The organism is Nocardia elegans NBRC 108235 (genome assembly GCF_001612845.1).
Classification (GTDB): domain Bacteria; phylum Actinomycetota; class Actinomycetes; order Mycobacteriales; family Mycobacteriaceae; genus Nocardia; species Nocardia nova.
In genome coordinates, this window is the sequence record NZ_BDBF01000009.1 from 18,552 (window position 1) to 31,240 (window position 12,689).

14 protein-coding genes are annotated in these 12,689 nt (G+C 69.2%); 9 read left to right on the plus strand and 5 right to left on the minus strand.

Annotated features, from left to right (window positions below; translation table 11 throughout):
- Nucleotides 1–8: 8 nt before the first annotated feature.
- From NE2_RS07390 to NE2_RS07405, 4 genes are read left to right on the plus strand one after another with little or no spacing between them, the layout of a single operon-like run.
- On the plus strand, nt 9–443 hold the full coding sequence (locus NE2_RS07390; RefSeq protein ID WP_063025080.1) for a hypothetical protein: 435 nt from the start codon (nt 9–11) through the stop codon (nt 441–443).
- Complete coding sequence (locus tag NE2_RS35505; protein ID WP_063025082.1) at nt 436–1,806, plus strand: WXG100 family type VII secretion target; 1,371 nt, start codon at nt 436–438, stop codon at nt 1,804–1,806. Before NE2_RS07390 ends, NE2_RS35505 begins: the two co-directional genes overlap by 8 nt.
- Before the next feature lie 39 nt (nt 1,807–1,845).
- Complete coding sequence (locus NE2_RS07400) at nt 1,846–2,601, plus strand: ESX secretion-associated protein EspG (protein ID WP_063025084.1); 756 nt, start codon at nt 1,846–1,848, stop codon at nt 2,599–2,601.
- Between the two features lie 6 nt (nt 2,602–2,607).
- Nucleotides 2,608–3,147, plus strand: coding sequence for a gamma carbonic anhydrase family protein (locus tag NE2_RS07405; protein WP_063025086.1), 540 nt, complete (start codon nt 2,608–2,610; stop codon nt 3,145–3,147).
- Between the two features lie 19 nt (nt 3,148–3,166).
- Here NE2_RS07405 and NE2_RS07410 read toward each other — a convergent pair whose 3' ends face one another.
- Both NE2_RS07410 and NE2_RS07415 read right to left on the minus strand, forming a co-directional pair.
- Nucleotides 3,167–3,811, minus strand: a complete 645-nt coding sequence (locus NE2_RS07410) for a phosphoribosyltransferase (RefSeq protein ID WP_063025089.1) — start codon at nt 3,809–3,811, stop codon at nt 3,167–3,169.
- Nucleotides 3,812–3,824: 13 nt separating this feature from the next.
- A complete protein-coding gene (locus NE2_RS07415) occupies nt 3,825–4,616 on the minus strand; it encodes a carbon-nitrogen hydrolase family protein (RefSeq protein ID WP_063025359.1) in 792 nt (263 codons plus the stop codon).
- 379 nt (nt 4,617–4,995) lie between these two features.
- Between NE2_RS07415 and NE2_RS07420 the strand changes: the two genes are divergently transcribed.
- Entirely contained in the window at nt 4,996–6,846 is a 1,851-nt protein-coding gene (locus tag NE2_RS07420) for a DEAD/DEAH box helicase (protein ID WP_084493869.1), read from the plus strand.
- Here the strand turns inward: NE2_RS07420 and NE2_RS07425 are convergent.
- Nucleotides 6,843–7,493, minus strand: coding sequence for a class I SAM-dependent methyltransferase (locus NE2_RS07425; protein WP_063025091.1), 651 nt, complete (start codon nt 7,491–7,493; stop codon nt 6,843–6,845). The two genes, NE2_RS07420 and NE2_RS07425, sit on opposite strands and share 4 nt — an antisense overlap.
- 381 nt (nt 7,494–7,874) lie before the next feature.
- Between NE2_RS07425 and NE2_RS07430 the strand changes: the two genes are divergently transcribed.
- On the plus strand, nt 7,875–9,047 hold the full coding sequence (locus NE2_RS07430) for an acyl-CoA dehydrogenase family protein (RefSeq protein WP_030514965.1): 1,173 nt from the start codon (nt 7,875–7,877) through the stop codon (nt 9,045–9,047).
- Nucleotides 9,048–9,056: 9 nt separating this feature from the next.
- Nucleotides 9,057–10,190, plus strand: a complete 1,134-nt coding sequence (locus NE2_RS07435; RefSeq protein ID WP_063025093.1) for an acyl-CoA dehydrogenase family protein — start codon at nt 9,057–9,059, stop codon at nt 10,188–10,190.
- A gap of 75 nt (nt 10,191–10,265) precedes the next feature.
- On the opposite strand, the gene NE2_RS07440 is transcribed toward NE2_RS07435, so the two are convergent.
- Entirely contained in the window at nt 10,266–10,811 is a 546-nt protein-coding gene (locus NE2_RS07440; protein ID WP_063025095.1) for a hypothetical protein, read from the minus strand.
- 284 nt (nt 10,812–11,095) lie between these two features.
- Here NE2_RS07440 and NE2_RS07445 point away from each other — a divergent pair, with 284 nt between their 5' ends.
- Complete coding sequence (locus tag NE2_RS07445) at nt 11,096–11,347, plus strand: hypothetical protein (protein WP_146098635.1); 252 nt, start codon at nt 11,096–11,098, stop codon at nt 11,345–11,347.
- 61 nt (nt 11,348–11,408) lie between these two features.
- The gene (locus tag NE2_RS07450; protein WP_063025097.1) at nt 11,409–12,233 is read left to right on the plus strand and encodes a GNAT family N-acetyltransferase; all 825 of its coding nucleotides are present in this window, start codon (nt 11,409–11,411) and stop codon (nt 12,231–12,233) included.
- Between the two features lie 6 nt (nt 12,234–12,239).
- Here NE2_RS07450 and NE2_RS07455 read toward each other — a convergent pair whose 3' ends face one another.
- Entirely contained in the window at nt 12,240–12,674 is a 435-nt protein-coding gene (locus tag NE2_RS07455) for an SgcJ/EcaC family oxidoreductase (protein ID WP_063016912.1), read from the minus strand.
- Between the last annotated feature and the right edge of the window lie 15 nt (nt 12,675–12,689).

Consider the following 12,689-nt stretch of genomic DNA (forward strand, 5'->3'; position numbering starts at 1 on the left):
GGACCGCGATGCAGTCACAAGAGGCCGGGGATCTGCGCAACGATGTCGGTGCGCTGGCCCAGGCGGTCGACGACGGAGAGCTGTGGATCGACGGCGTACTGGTCGGCGACGGCACCCACGAACGCTGCGCGCGCCGGTACGAGTCACTGGCCGACGAGGTCGAGCAGCAGATCCGCACCCTCGGCGCGGCCGCGTCGCTGCCCGGATTCGGCGGCTTCGAGTCGGGGCAGTCGCTGCGCCGCGGTTTCGAGGGCAAGGCCGCCGACGCGGTCGATCGGTTACGCGAATATGCCGATGCCGCACGGCAATTGGCGCAGACGCTGCGTGCCGCCGCGGCCGCCTATGCCCAGCACGACGCCGATGCCGCCGCGGCGATCGGGAAAACCGCACCACCCGCGGTCGTGGTACAGCCGTCGCAGCCGGTGGGGGTCGGACATGCATAGGCTCAGCGGCAACGGAACACCGCCGGCGCAGGGGCATACCGATCCGGCTTACGCCCCGACGGTCGAGGTGTTCGACAACCTCACCCATCGCGAAATCCAGCGTGGGGTCCAGGAATTGAATCCCGAGATCCTCACCGCCGGCCGCCAGGCCTGGCAGAGTTCGGCGGCCGGGATGGCAGATGCCGTCCAGTCCGCGCATACCGAAATCCGCGGCGCCATCGCCGACGGCTGGCGCGGAGGCGCCGCGCAACTGGCCGCCGACGCGGTGACGGCCTTCGAACGGCTGGGCCAGCAGCTGTCCGATGTGATGGCGGTTGTCGGACAACGACTCGCGCAGGCCAACGACGCAGCCGAGACATTGCGCGCCTCGGTATCGCAACAGGTGACCGCCCATCCGGATCTGGAAGGGGCACTGCTGGATCCGAAACAGGCGGCCGCCAACGCCGCCGTGCAGAAGAGCGCCGAGAACGTGCGGCAGGACGCCGTGCGGGTGATGGACTCGGTCTATGCCGGTGTCTTCCTGCGCACCGGCGACAGCGTGCCGGCGTTTCCCGACGGCGGCATGTACCCGAATCCCGCTGTCGTGCCACCGGGTGACGAGGCGACCGCACCGGGTGGCGGCAGCGCGGATCTGGTCGGCCGGGCGACGGGCTCTCGGGTGACGCCGACCGTGGACGGACCGCAGGGTCCGGAAGCGGCTCCGGCGGATCGGCCGAGCGAACCGGGCGGCGACCGGCCGGACGGCGACCGGCCCGTCGGTGACCAGCCGGCCGCCGATCGGCCCGCGGCCGTGGCGCCCGCCGCGGTCGCACCGACGCTCGTAGAGCCCGCGACACCGATCACGACTCCGGCGAACACCGCGCTTCCCGCCGCCGCGGTCTCCGAGGTGCCGGTGGTAGCGACCACGAATCAGGATGTCGCGCAATCGAAACCGTCCGTTGCCGCGCCACCCGCGGCCGGGGTACCACCCGCTCCCGGTGTGGTCCCCGCGGCCGCCGTGGCCCCCGCCGGGGCGGCCACCGGCCCGGCGTCGACGGCGCAGAATTCCGATTCGACCAAGCGCGACGACCACGACCCGGACCGCAACCCCGGCGCCGACTCGATGTCCGGCATGGGCGCGGGCATCGTGGGCGGCCTGGCCGGGGGTGCGTTCGCCGCGGGCGATGCCGTGCGACAAAGCCCGTCGACCCCGGTGGCGGCGAAGCCGATCCGCCGCGTCGACGAGGACGAAGACGAGGACTACTACCCCGAATTCGACGACGAGCCGACCTTCCTCGAACCGGCCGAGCCGGGCGGCGAACTGGTCGGGCACCTCGACCCGACCACCCCACCCGTGCTGGGCGAATGGTCCGAGGATGACTGACCGCGGGGTCACGGCCGGTGCCGAGGCGGTCCGGCGGCGGTGAAATGGACGCTGACGCCCGATCAGTTCGCGATGGCGTGGCAACGGATCGACGGTGACCGGATCCCGTATCCGCTCGCGGTGCGCTTGTCCGCCCGCGACAGCGCCGAACGGGCCGCGCAGCTGCCGGAGCTGACCGAGTGGTGCGACCGCACCGTGGACCCCGATCTGGAGGCGGCGCTGCGACTGCTCGCCCGGCCCACCGTATGCGTCGAGGTCTTCGGCGAACACGGCGCGGGAGAGGCTCGGCCCGTCCGGGTGCTGGGCGCGGCCGCCGGTCACATCACCGTGGTCGCGGCCCAGCGCCACGGCAGCGCGCCCGATCGCGGCGGCGACGTGCGGCTGTTCGTCGGGAATTCCGGCACCCTCGCGGCCCGGGTGGTCTCGCTGCTGCCGGAATGCCCGCCCGGGGGCGAACCGCGCCGCACCGCACCGCTGGACCGGGTGCGCGAGGACAGTCGCGATCTGGTGACCGTGCCGGTCGCCGGTCCCTCCACCACGGCGCGGATGCGGCGGTTGCTCAAGCAGCCCCGCGACGGCATCGGTCAGATCGTGGTCTCCGCGCGTCGCGCCGACGACGGCATGCGCCCGCTCGGCGTGCTGTGCTGGATCGATGTCACCGGCGACGGCCGTTACGCGGTACGCACCCGCGCGGAGGTCGATATCGTCGGCGTCACCGCGGAAACCTTTGCCGCGCAATTGCGCCCGATGGTCGCGGCCGCGGAACGAGTGGTCGCCGACGACAACGAATGGTGAGAACGCATGCCCTGCTACGAATTCGAAGGTAAACGCCCCCAGGTGGATCCGACCGCGTTCATCGCGCCGACCGCCACCCTGATCGGCGATGTGCGCGTGGAGGCGAACGCTTCGGTCTGGTACGGCGCCGTGCTGCGCGCCGATCTCGCGCCGATCGTCGTCCGCGAGCGGGCGAATGTGCAGGACAACACCGTGATTCACACCCCGCCCGACGTCCCCGTCGAGGTGGGGCCCGGCGCCACGATCGCGCACAGCGTGGTCCTGCACGGCGCCAGCGTCGGAGCCGAAGCGATCGTCGGCAACGGCAGCACGGTGCTCGATATGGCCACGATCGGCGCCGGTTCGATGATCGCCGCGCACTCGCTGGTCCAGCCCGGAACCGAAATCCCCGAGGGAGTCCTGGCGGCGGGAGCGCCGGCCGAGGTCAAACGTCCCATCGCCGGCACCCAGGCCGAGAACTGGGTCAGGATCAACCCCGGGTACTACGCCGACCTCGCGCAGCGGCATCGGAAAGGGGTGCGCGAGATCGACTCGGAGACCGAGTGATTCGCACCCGCGCGGTTCCTCAGCGGCCGGGCTGGTGCGCCGTGCGCAACAGGTCCAGCATTTCCTCGTCGTCGAGTTGATGAAAATCGCGATAGGCCCCGCCGACCCCGCCGAGGGAACGCGGAATCAGCGGGCACACCGTCTCCCGGGCCAGGCCGCGCAGCCGCTCCATCGCCTCGATCGAGGACACCGGCACCGCCACCGTGATCCAGCGGGGCCGGTGCGATTGCGCCACGAGGCACGCCGCGGCGACCGTCGCGCCCGTGGCCATCCCGTCGTCGACGATCACCACCGCGCGATCGTGAATCGGCACCCGCGGCACCTGCGCGCGCACCATCCGCTGCCGGCGGGACAACTCCGCGCGCTCGGCCTCCTCCACGGCGGCGATCTGTTCGGATCGCACGCCGGTCTGCCGCACGACGTCGTCGTTGAGAACCCGGACCCCGTCCTCGCCGATCGCGCCCATCGCCAGTTCGGGTTGCCACGGCACGCCGAGTTTCCGGACGAGCAGCACATCCAGATCTCCGCCGATGACCTCGCGCACGGCGGCCGCGACCGGCACCCCGCCGCGCGGCAGTCCCAGCACGAGGGGATGCCACGCCCGCAGGTGCGACAGCGATTCACCCAGCGTGCGACCGGCCGACCGACGATCCGGATAGATCATGGTGCCATCCAGTCTATGGCTCGACGGTGAATCGGCGCAGGCTCAGGCTGGGGTTGGTGGTTCGGATCCGGCGCAGGTGATCGAGGTCGACGCGGCTGGTGGCGATGCCGGGGGCATCACCGAGTTCGGCCAGCAGATTGCCGGAAGGGTCGACGATCATCGACGCGCCCGCACCGCGCGGGGCGCAGTGGTCGGCGGCGGCCACGTAGACCGTGTTCTCGATCGCGCGAGCGCGGAGCAGCGTGGTCCACTGATCGAGCTTGCCCGGCCCCGGAATCCATTGCGCGGGAAGGAGCAACACCTGCGCGCCCGCGGCCGCCACCCGGCGGCAGCCCTCCGGAAAGCGCAGGTCGAAGCAGGTCTGCAGACCGAAGGTGACGCCCTCGACGGTGAAGGTGGCGGGATCCTCGATCGGGCCGGGGGCGACCACCTCCGATTCGCGGAATCCGAACGCGTCGTAGAGATGCACCTTGCGGTAGATCGCCGCGAACTCGGCATCGGGACCCGCCGCGATCAGCGTGTTGTAGACCCGGTCGGTGATCTGCCCACCCGGCGCCTCGACGACGCCGGCGACCACGTGCACTCCGAATTCTGCGGCGAGCCCGCGCAATTCGCTCGCCCACGGGCCCGTGATCGGTTCGGCCGCCGCCACTACCCGTTCGTCCAGCCGCTTCACGGCGAACATCGAATACTCCGGCGCGACAACCACTTTCGCGCCGTGCTCGGCAGCGGCGCGAACATGGTCGCGCAGCGCGGCGAGATTGGCGGCCTTGTCGGTATAAGGCCCGAACTGGACGACCGCGATGTCGACCGCTTGCGCCGGAGCCGGGGCGGGCGCCGGTCGGGCGGCGGGCCGGGGTTCGAGTCCACCGCCCACCGCGGGCGCGGGCCGCCCCGCCTCCGCGGTCGTCGAGTAGGTGATCACGATCGGGACGGGGCTGCCGATCGGTTCGGCGGTGTGCGCACGGGTCGTTCCGGGTGCGTCGGCGGTGTCGGATTCGTCACTCACGCGCGCTCCGGCGCCGCCCGGAGAATTCGGCTCGGCGGGCGCAGATGCGGTGGGCCGCAGGGGTTCGGCGGATTCCGGAACGGCGCGCGAGGGCGGCTGCTGCGGTTGCATAGGTCTCACCGTATTGGCCCGATGGTCCGGGCGGCCAACGCAAGGCATTAAACTGCTGGTCAATATGAACAACTCATCGGTCGACAGCGTGCCCGGCGGCGGGGGCGACAGGCCCGAAGGCGCAGACGAGCGCAACCACGAAGGGCCCGCGGACGCCGCCACCGGGTACCGCGACGACAGCGGCGACGCGATCGAGCCGTCGTTCGCCGATCTCGGCATCGACGATCGGCTGCTCGCGGCGATCGCCGATGTCGGCTACGAGTCCCCGTCGCCGATCCAGGCGGCCACCATCCCGCCGCTGCTCGCGGGCGCCGACGTCGTCGGCCTGGCCCAGACCGGCACCGGTAAGACGGCGGCCTTCGCCATCCCGATTCTGATGGGCCTGGAGAAGCGGCCGAAGCCGCCGCAGGCGCTGGTGCTCGCACCGACCCGCGAACTGGCGATCCAGGTGGCCGAGGCGTTCGGCCGTTACTCGTCGCATCTGCCGGGAATCCACGTGCTGCCGATCTACGGCGGTCAGAACTACGCGGTCCAGTTGCAGGGTCTGCGCCGCGGCGCGCAGGTCGTCGTCGGCACGCCGGGCCGGGTCATCGATCACCTCGAGCGTGGCACCCTCGACCTCACTCAGCTGCGGTATCTCGTGCTCGACGAGGCCGACGAGATGCTGAAGATGGGTTTCCAGGAGGACGTCGAACGCATTCTGCGCGACACTCCCGCGGAGAAGCAGGTGGCGCTGTTCTCGGCCACCATGCCGTCGGTGATCCGCAAGATCTCCAAGCAGTACCTCAAGGATCCGGTCGAGATCACGGTCAAGTCCAAGACCTCGACCAACACCAACATCACCCAGCGCTGGGTGCACGTCTCGCATCAGCGCAAACTCGACGCGCTGACCAGGATTCTCGAGGTCGAGCCGTTCGAGGCGATGATCCTCTTCGTGCGCACCAAGCAGGCTACGGAGGAACTGGCCGAGAAACTGCGCGCGCGCGGCTACTCGGCCGCCGCGATCAACGGCGACATCGCGCAGAACCAGCGCGAACGCACCATCGGCCAGCTGAAGTCCGGCGCTCTCGACATCCTGGTCGCCACCGATGTGGCCGCGCGCGGACTCGATGTCGACCGCATCTCGCATGTGGTCAACTACGACATCCCGCACGACACCGAGTCCTATGTGCATCGCATCGGACGCACCGGCCGGGCCGGACGCACCGGTGAGGCGCTGCTGTTCGTCGCGCCGCGCGAACGCCGCCTGCTGGATGCGATCGAGCGCGCCACCCGCCAGCCGCTGACCGAGATGCAGCTGCCCAGCGTCGACGACGTGAACGCTCAGCGCGTGGTCAAATTCCACGACGCGATCACCGAGAATCTGGCGTCGTCGAATCTCGCGCTGTTCCGCAAGCTGATCGAGGACTACGAGGCCGAGCACAACATCCCGCTCGCCGACATCGCCGCCGCCCTGGCGGTGGGCGGCCACGACGGCGACAACTTCTTCATGGAGGCCGAGGCTGAGCCGATCCGCCCGCCGCGGCGCGAACGTGCCCCCCGAGAGGATCGCGAGCGCCGCCCGGAGGGCGGGCCGCAGCATCACCGGGCCACCGGCGCGGAGATGGCCACCTACCGCATCGCGGTCGGCAAACGGCACCGGGTGGTCCCCGGTGCGATCGTCGGCGCCATCGCCAACGAGGGCGGTCTGCGTCGTAGCGACTTCGGCCACATCAGCATCCGCCCCGACCACAGCCTCGTGGAACTTCCTGCGGATCTGTCGTCGGAAACTCTGGATGCGTTGCGTCGCACCAGGATCAGCGGTGTCCTGATCCAGTTGCAGCTGGACCAGGGCGCGCCGTCCCATCGCTCCCTGAGCCGCGGACCGCGCCGCGAAGGTCCGCGCAAATACGACCGTCGCAAGCCGCGCAGTTAGTTTCGGGCCGCCGCCGCGCGCGAGAGGCGCCACACATTGTCGACTCGGGTGCCGGATCGGCCGTCCGGGGAGGTCAGTGCGCGTTCGACCGGCTCGCAGGTGCGAACGGTCCATTCGTCGCCGAGGTGCAGGGCGTGCAGGACACCGTCGAGGGTGGGGAAGACGGCCTCGAACGGATACTCGTCGGGCGTCATCCAGGTGGGCCATCCGGCGTGCATGACGATCAGCAGGGTGCCGCCGGGCACCACCGCGTCGGCCGCGCGGCGGAGCACGCCGTCCTGGTCCAGGGCCACCGGTGACTGCAGGAACTGGGCGTTGATCAGGTCGTAGCTGCCGTCCGGGAAGGTGCGCCCGAGTTCGTGTCGCTGCCATGAGATGCGATCGCCCAGGCCGGCCTGCTCGGCATGGGCCGCGGCGCGCTCCAGCGCGGTCTGCGAGATGTCCACGCCGGTCACCTGCCAGCCCTGAGCGGCCAGCCAGACCGCGTCGGCGCCTTCGCCGCAGCCCAGATCCAATGCGCGGCCGGGCCGCAGGTCCGCGGTCTCGCGCACCAGCAAGGGATTCGGATTACCGCTCCAGACCCGGTCGTTGTCGCGATACCGCTGCTCCCAGAACACCGCGGCCTCGGTGGGTGATGTGGCGGACATGAGACTCCTCGTCGCTCGGGGCGCCCCTGTCGGCGCCTGCTCCCAGGATCACCAATGGTCCGGAGGGGCGGCAAGGAAACTTGCCGAAACGGCAAACCGGCCCGCCGCCCGGTGTCGCGGCGTCGACCGGCGGGCGCGTTCCCGTCGTGGGGAATTCGGCGGAATGCATGCGAATTCTTATTAACTTATTCCATTCGCGGGGAATTGCGCAGCGTACGGGCATTTCGCCGCAACCTAAAGGTTCCTTCGTACCGGCGGTGGAACCGGACCGCTCGGGATCGCGGCGTCGTGCGCGATTCGTCGTTTATGATCCCGTCGACGACCGGTTCGATTCGAGGCGTAGATTCGATTCGGACCTACGAAATACGGTGGGAGATGCCCATGAAACTTGCCCTGTCACCCGACGAGGTGGCCTTCCGGGACGAACTACGCACGTTCTTTCGGACCGAGATACCGGCAGAGATCCGGGACAAGGTCGAAAACGGCCGGGAACTCTCCCGCGAGGACATCGTCACCGCCCACAAACTCCTGCACGCCAAGGGCATCGCGGTGCCGAAGTGGCCGGTGGAGTGGGGCGGCCAGGACTGGACCTCGATGCAGCGCCACATCTGGGAAGACGAGATGCAGCTGGCCTGCGTGCCCGAGCCGCTGACCTTCAACGCGAACATGATCGGCCCGGTCATCGCGCAATTCGGCTCCGAAGAACTCAAGCAGCGCTTCCTGCCGCCGACCGCCGCCCTCGATATCTGGTGGTGCCAGGGCTTCTCCGAGCCCGACGCCGGATCCGATCTCGCGTCGCTGCGCACCACCGCGGTGCGTGACGGTGACTCCTACATCGTCAACGGCCAGAAGATCTGGACCACGCTGGCTCAGTACGCCGACTGGATCTTCTGCCTGGTGCGCACCGATCCGAATGCGCCGAAGAAGCAGGCCGGTATTTCGATGCTGCTCTTCGATATGAAATCGCCCGGTGTCACCGTGCGGCCGATCAAATTGATCGACGGCCGGCACGAGGTCAACGAGGTCTTCTTCGAAAACGTGCGGGTGCCCGCCGATCAACTGGTCGGTGAGGAGAATGCGGGCTGGACGTACGCGAAATTCCTGCTCGGCAACGAGCGCACGGGTATTGCCGGCGTGGGCCGCACCAAGGTGGTGATCGCCACCGCGAAAAAGCATGCGGCACAGATCGCGACGGGTTCCGGCACCCTGCTGGAGGATCCGGTTTTCGCCACGCGCGTCGCCGAGCTGGAGAACGAACTGCTGGCGCTCGAACTGACGCTGTTGCGGGTGGTGGCCAATTCCGCCGAGGGCAAACCGAATCCGGTGTCGTCGGTGCTGAAGTTGCGCGGTACCGAATTGCAGCAGGCGGCCACCGAGCTGATGCTCGATGTGGCGGGCCCGGACGCGGTGCCGGTCGGCGCCGACGACATCGCCGCGCCGGACTGGGCGCAGCGCACCGGCCCCACCTATCTGAACTACCGCAAGACCAGCATCTACGGAGGCTCGAACGAGGTGCAGCGCACCATCATCGCCTCCACCATCCTCGGATTGTGAGGCGCTGCCATGGATTTCGAATTGACCGATGAACAGGTCATGCTGGGTGAGACGGTGCGTGATCTGCTGGCCCGTGCCTACGACCCGGAGAGCCGGCTGAAGGTGCTCGACACCGAACTCGGCTGGAGTCGCGACGTGTGGTCGCAGCTGGCCGAATTGGGTGTCCTCGGATTGTCTTTCAGCGAGGAGGACGGCGGAGTCGGCGCGGGCCCCGTGGAGACGATGGTCGTCATGGAGGAGGTCGGCCGACGCCTCGCCCCGGAACCGCTGCTGGACGCGGTCCTGCTGCCCGGTGGCCTGATCGCTTCCCTCGGCACCACCGAGCAGCGGCAGCGGATTCTGCCCGAGGTGGCCGGCGGTTCCCGGCTGCTGGCCTTCGCGCACGAGGAGGCCGGTTCGCGCTGGCCGGATCTCACGGTGGCGACCACCGCCACCGCAGACGGGGACGGCTACCGCCTCTCCGGTGTGAAAAGCCGGGTGTCGCACGGTGATTGCGCCGACGAGCTGGTCGTCACCGCGCTCGGATCCGACGGCGTGCTGCGGTTGTTCCTGGTGGCCGCCGATGCCGAGGGGGTGACCCGCACCTCCTACCGCACGTTCGACGAACGCCGGGGTGCGCAGATCGAATTCGCCTCGGCCCCGGCCGAACTGCTCGGCGCGGCCGAGGCCGGCGACGCCACGGAGGCCGTCGCCACCGCCATCGCGACCGCCCAGGCGAGCCTGTGCGCGGAGTCGATCGGCGCGATGGGCGAGGCATTGCGTCTGACCACCGAATATCTGAAGACGCGCAAGCAGTTCGGGGTCACGCTCTCGAAGTTCCAGACCCTGACCCAGCGCGCCGCCGATATGTACGTCGCGATGGAACTGGCTCGCAGCATGAGCTTCTACGCCACCGCCTCGCTGGCCGAGGGCACGGTCGATCCGATCGCGCTGTCGCGGGCCCGCCTCCAGGTGGGCCGCGGCGCCCGCCACATCGGACAGGAAGCGGTGCAGATGCACGGCGGAATCGGTATCACCACCGAATATCCGGTCAGCCACTACGTCGCCCGGCTCACCGCCGTGGACCAGACCTTAGGTGGCCGCCGCGAACATCTGGGTGTGCTGAGCAGCCGGGTCGGCGACTACGGCCTGGCCGAACTCTGATCCGTACGCCGGATCACCGGTGAGGGTGGCGGTCGTCGCGAATCCGCGCGGCCGCCACCCTTTTCGCTGTGCGGATCAGTTGCCGGCGGTCTCGGTGGTCGGCGCGACATAGGGATCGGCCGTCGGTTCGGATTCCTCGACCGTGCGCGGTGTGTGATGGGGCCGCGTGGTCGTCGTGGTGTCGGAATCGGCGGACGGTTCGCCGGCGGACGGTTCCGGGGTCGGAGGGGGAGTCTGCGTCGTCGTGGTGGTGGTCGGCACGGGCGGTGCGAACGCGGTGTAGCTCGGCTCGGCCTCGGTCGTGGTGCTGGTCGCCGTGGCGGAGGTGGTGCGCCGGGCCGGGGTATTCGCCGCGACACGCCAGGAGGGAGAGGGCGGGATGATCACCGCGGGGGCGGTGGTGGTGCCACTGCGCGTGATCGGGGTGGTGGCCACCTGCAGATCCGCGGCGAGCGGCGGCGGGGCGACATAGACGTCCTTGTGACCGATTCCGCAGGCTCCGATCAACACCAAACCCAGCGATACCGCACCGGCGGCCATTGCGGGACCCGCGACCTTCATGTTCAGGCGGCCCGGGGTCTCCTCATCGGCGCGATCCCCCGTGCTCGCCCTGTCGTCCATGGATGTGGTGCTCCCTCAAACTGTTTCCGAGTGGACTCACAGTAACCGAGAGCCGCACCCGGGGCCAGGCATGCCGGTCGGTCCGCAAAATACCGGACGGTAACGTGAAATGCCAATACTTCACATAACGAAGTAGTTACGTTCAGCGTGTCGCGGGCACGTGTCGCGTGGAGATTTGGTGTCGTACACGTACCGTGTGAGCGAAGTTACATGTGCGACGCGTGTTATTTACCGGGTGAAACGGACGTTTCGACAGTCTCGGTGGGCGTCATCGAGGAGTAGTGATGGGAGCTTATTCGACATCCCCCACGCGCGCGGTGTCGCAGGGTGATTCGGCTGCCGCCGAATCCGGGCGCAGCGCCTGGTCGATCACATCCCGCATCGCGGCCTGGTTGATCTTCCTCGGCGGATTGGTCGGCGCGGTGCTCGGCATCGCGGGCCTTCGTGTCGAAATCACCGTTGCCGGACTGATTCTGGCCTGCACGGCCGGTCTGGTCCTGCTGAAACTTCGCGCCGACGGGCAACAATCGGCCTGAGGGTCCCGCCGTCGCGGAAAATCGGTAGGCCAGGTGATCCGACGGGCCTACCGTTGGCGGCATGAGGATCGAGCTGACCACGGACCCGTTCGAACTCCGTGTCCGCGCAGGCGACTGCCTTGCGCGAGACCCGCTGCGGCACACGGTTATTGCCACGATGCTCCGCAACTGCGCGGCCGGGGCGATGACGGTCGATCCGGTCTTCGCCATGGTCTGCGACGGCGACACGGTGCTGGGGGTCGCCATGAATACGCCCGGGTACGGCGCGTACCTGGGTGACATTCCCGCCACGGCAGCGACGGGGCTGGCCGTGGCCCTGTTCGATCGCGACCCGGCCGTCGTGGCCGTCGAGGGAGATCCGCACTCCGCGTCGGAATTCGCCGTGCACTGGCAACGCTTGTCCGGCACCGCGTTTCGGCCGCAGTGGACGACGCGACTGTATCGCCTCGGGGAGCTGCGCATCCCTGCTGTTCCGGGACGTGTCCGCCGCGCCGGCGAATCCGATACCGATGTGTGCGTGCGCCTGGCCGAACGCATGCGCCGCGAGGAGGATATCGGCCCGGATCCCCGTGCCGTGCCCGATCGGATCGCCGCGGGGCAGTGGTGGCTGTGGGAGGACGAGGGTGCGGCGGTCTCCGTGGTCGCGCATCAGCGGCGCGCATACGGCTGGACCCGGATCGGGCCGGTCTACACCCCTCCCGAATTCCGCCGCCGCGGGTACGCTGCCGCCGCCACCGCGCAGGTGTCGAAAGTGCTGCGCGACAGCGGCTCCCAGGTATGCCTCTTCGCCGATCTCGCCAATCCGACCTCCAACAAGATCTATCAGGAGATCGGCTACCTCCCGGTCGGCGACTTCCTGAGGTTCGTCTTCGGCGCTTCCGAGTGACGGCGGCTACGCCGTGCGCCCCAGTGCCGATTTCTCCGGCTGGAACGGGGTGTTCTGGGCGGCCGCGAGCCACCACCGCCCGTCCCGTTCCACCAGCACGTACATGGCCGTCTCGGAGAAGCCGTCGGGATCGACTGCCTGCCTGCGGATCTGGGCCACCACCACGCCCGGCGCCGGTGTGGTCGCGGCGACCACCTCGAAGGTCGAAGGTGGCGCCACCTGTCCGGCCATCAGGCGGTGGTGAATCGGATTGAGCTGGTCGTAACCGACGACGGTGGCGCCGAACGGGCTGCCCCACAGCACATCCGCGGCGAAGGAGTGGTCGTAGAGATCAGCGTCGCCGGTCTCGCCCGCGCGTTGGAGCTCCGCGGCGAAATGCGCGGCCACCCGCTGTGCCGTGGTGCGGGCTGCGGGGTCGTCGAGGGTCGGGCGCTGTGTCATGGCTGTCTCCTGTGT

What these genes read in the sequence shown, in the direction of transcription:
- NE2_RS07390 (WP_063025080.1), top strand. Translation starts at nt 9, where the DNA reads ATGCAGTCACAAGAGGCCGGGGATCTGCGCAACGATGTCGGTGCGCTG.
- NE2_RS35505 (WP_063025082.1), top strand. Translation starts at nt 436, where the DNA reads ATGCATAGGCTCAGCGGCAACGGAACACCGCCGGCGCAGGGGCATACC.
- NE2_RS07405 (WP_063025086.1), top strand. Translation starts at nt 2,608, where the DNA reads ATGCCCTGCTACGAATTCGAAGGTAAACGCCCCCAGGTGGATCCGACC.
- NE2_RS07410 (WP_063025089.1), bottom strand. Translation starts at nt 3,811, where the DNA reads ATGATCTATCCGGATCGTCGGTCGGCCGGTCGCACGCTGGGTGAATCG.
- NE2_RS07420 (WP_084493869.1), top strand. Translation starts at nt 4,996, where the DNA reads ATGAACAACTCATCGGTCGACAGCGTGCCCGGCGGCGGGGGCGACAGG.
- NE2_RS07425 (WP_063025091.1), bottom strand. Translation starts at nt 7,493, where the DNA reads ATGTCCGCCACATCACCCACCGAGGCCGCGGTGTTCTGGGAGCAGCGG.
- NE2_RS07430 (WP_030514965.1), top strand. Translation starts at nt 7,875, where the DNA reads ATGAAACTTGCCCTGTCACCCGACGAGGTGGCCTTCCGGGACGAACTA.
- NE2_RS07435 (WP_063025093.1), top strand. Translation starts at nt 9,057, where the DNA reads ATGGATTTCGAATTGACCGATGAACAGGTCATGCTGGGTGAGACGGTG.
- NE2_RS07440 (WP_063025095.1), bottom strand. Translation starts at nt 10,811, where the DNA reads ATGGACGACAGGGCGAGCACGGGGGATCGCGCCGATGAGGAGACCCCG.
- NE2_RS07445 (WP_146098635.1), top strand. Translation starts at nt 11,096, where the DNA reads ATGGGAGCTTATTCGACATCCCCCACGCGCGCGGTGTCGCAGGGTGAT.
- NE2_RS07450 (WP_063025097.1), top strand. Translation starts at nt 11,409, where the DNA reads ATGAGGATCGAGCTGACCACGGACCCGTTCGAACTCCGTGTCCGCGCA.
- NE2_RS07455 (WP_063016912.1), bottom strand. Translation starts at nt 12,674, where the DNA reads ATGACACAGCGCCCGACCCTCGACGACCCCGCAGCCCGCACCACGGCA.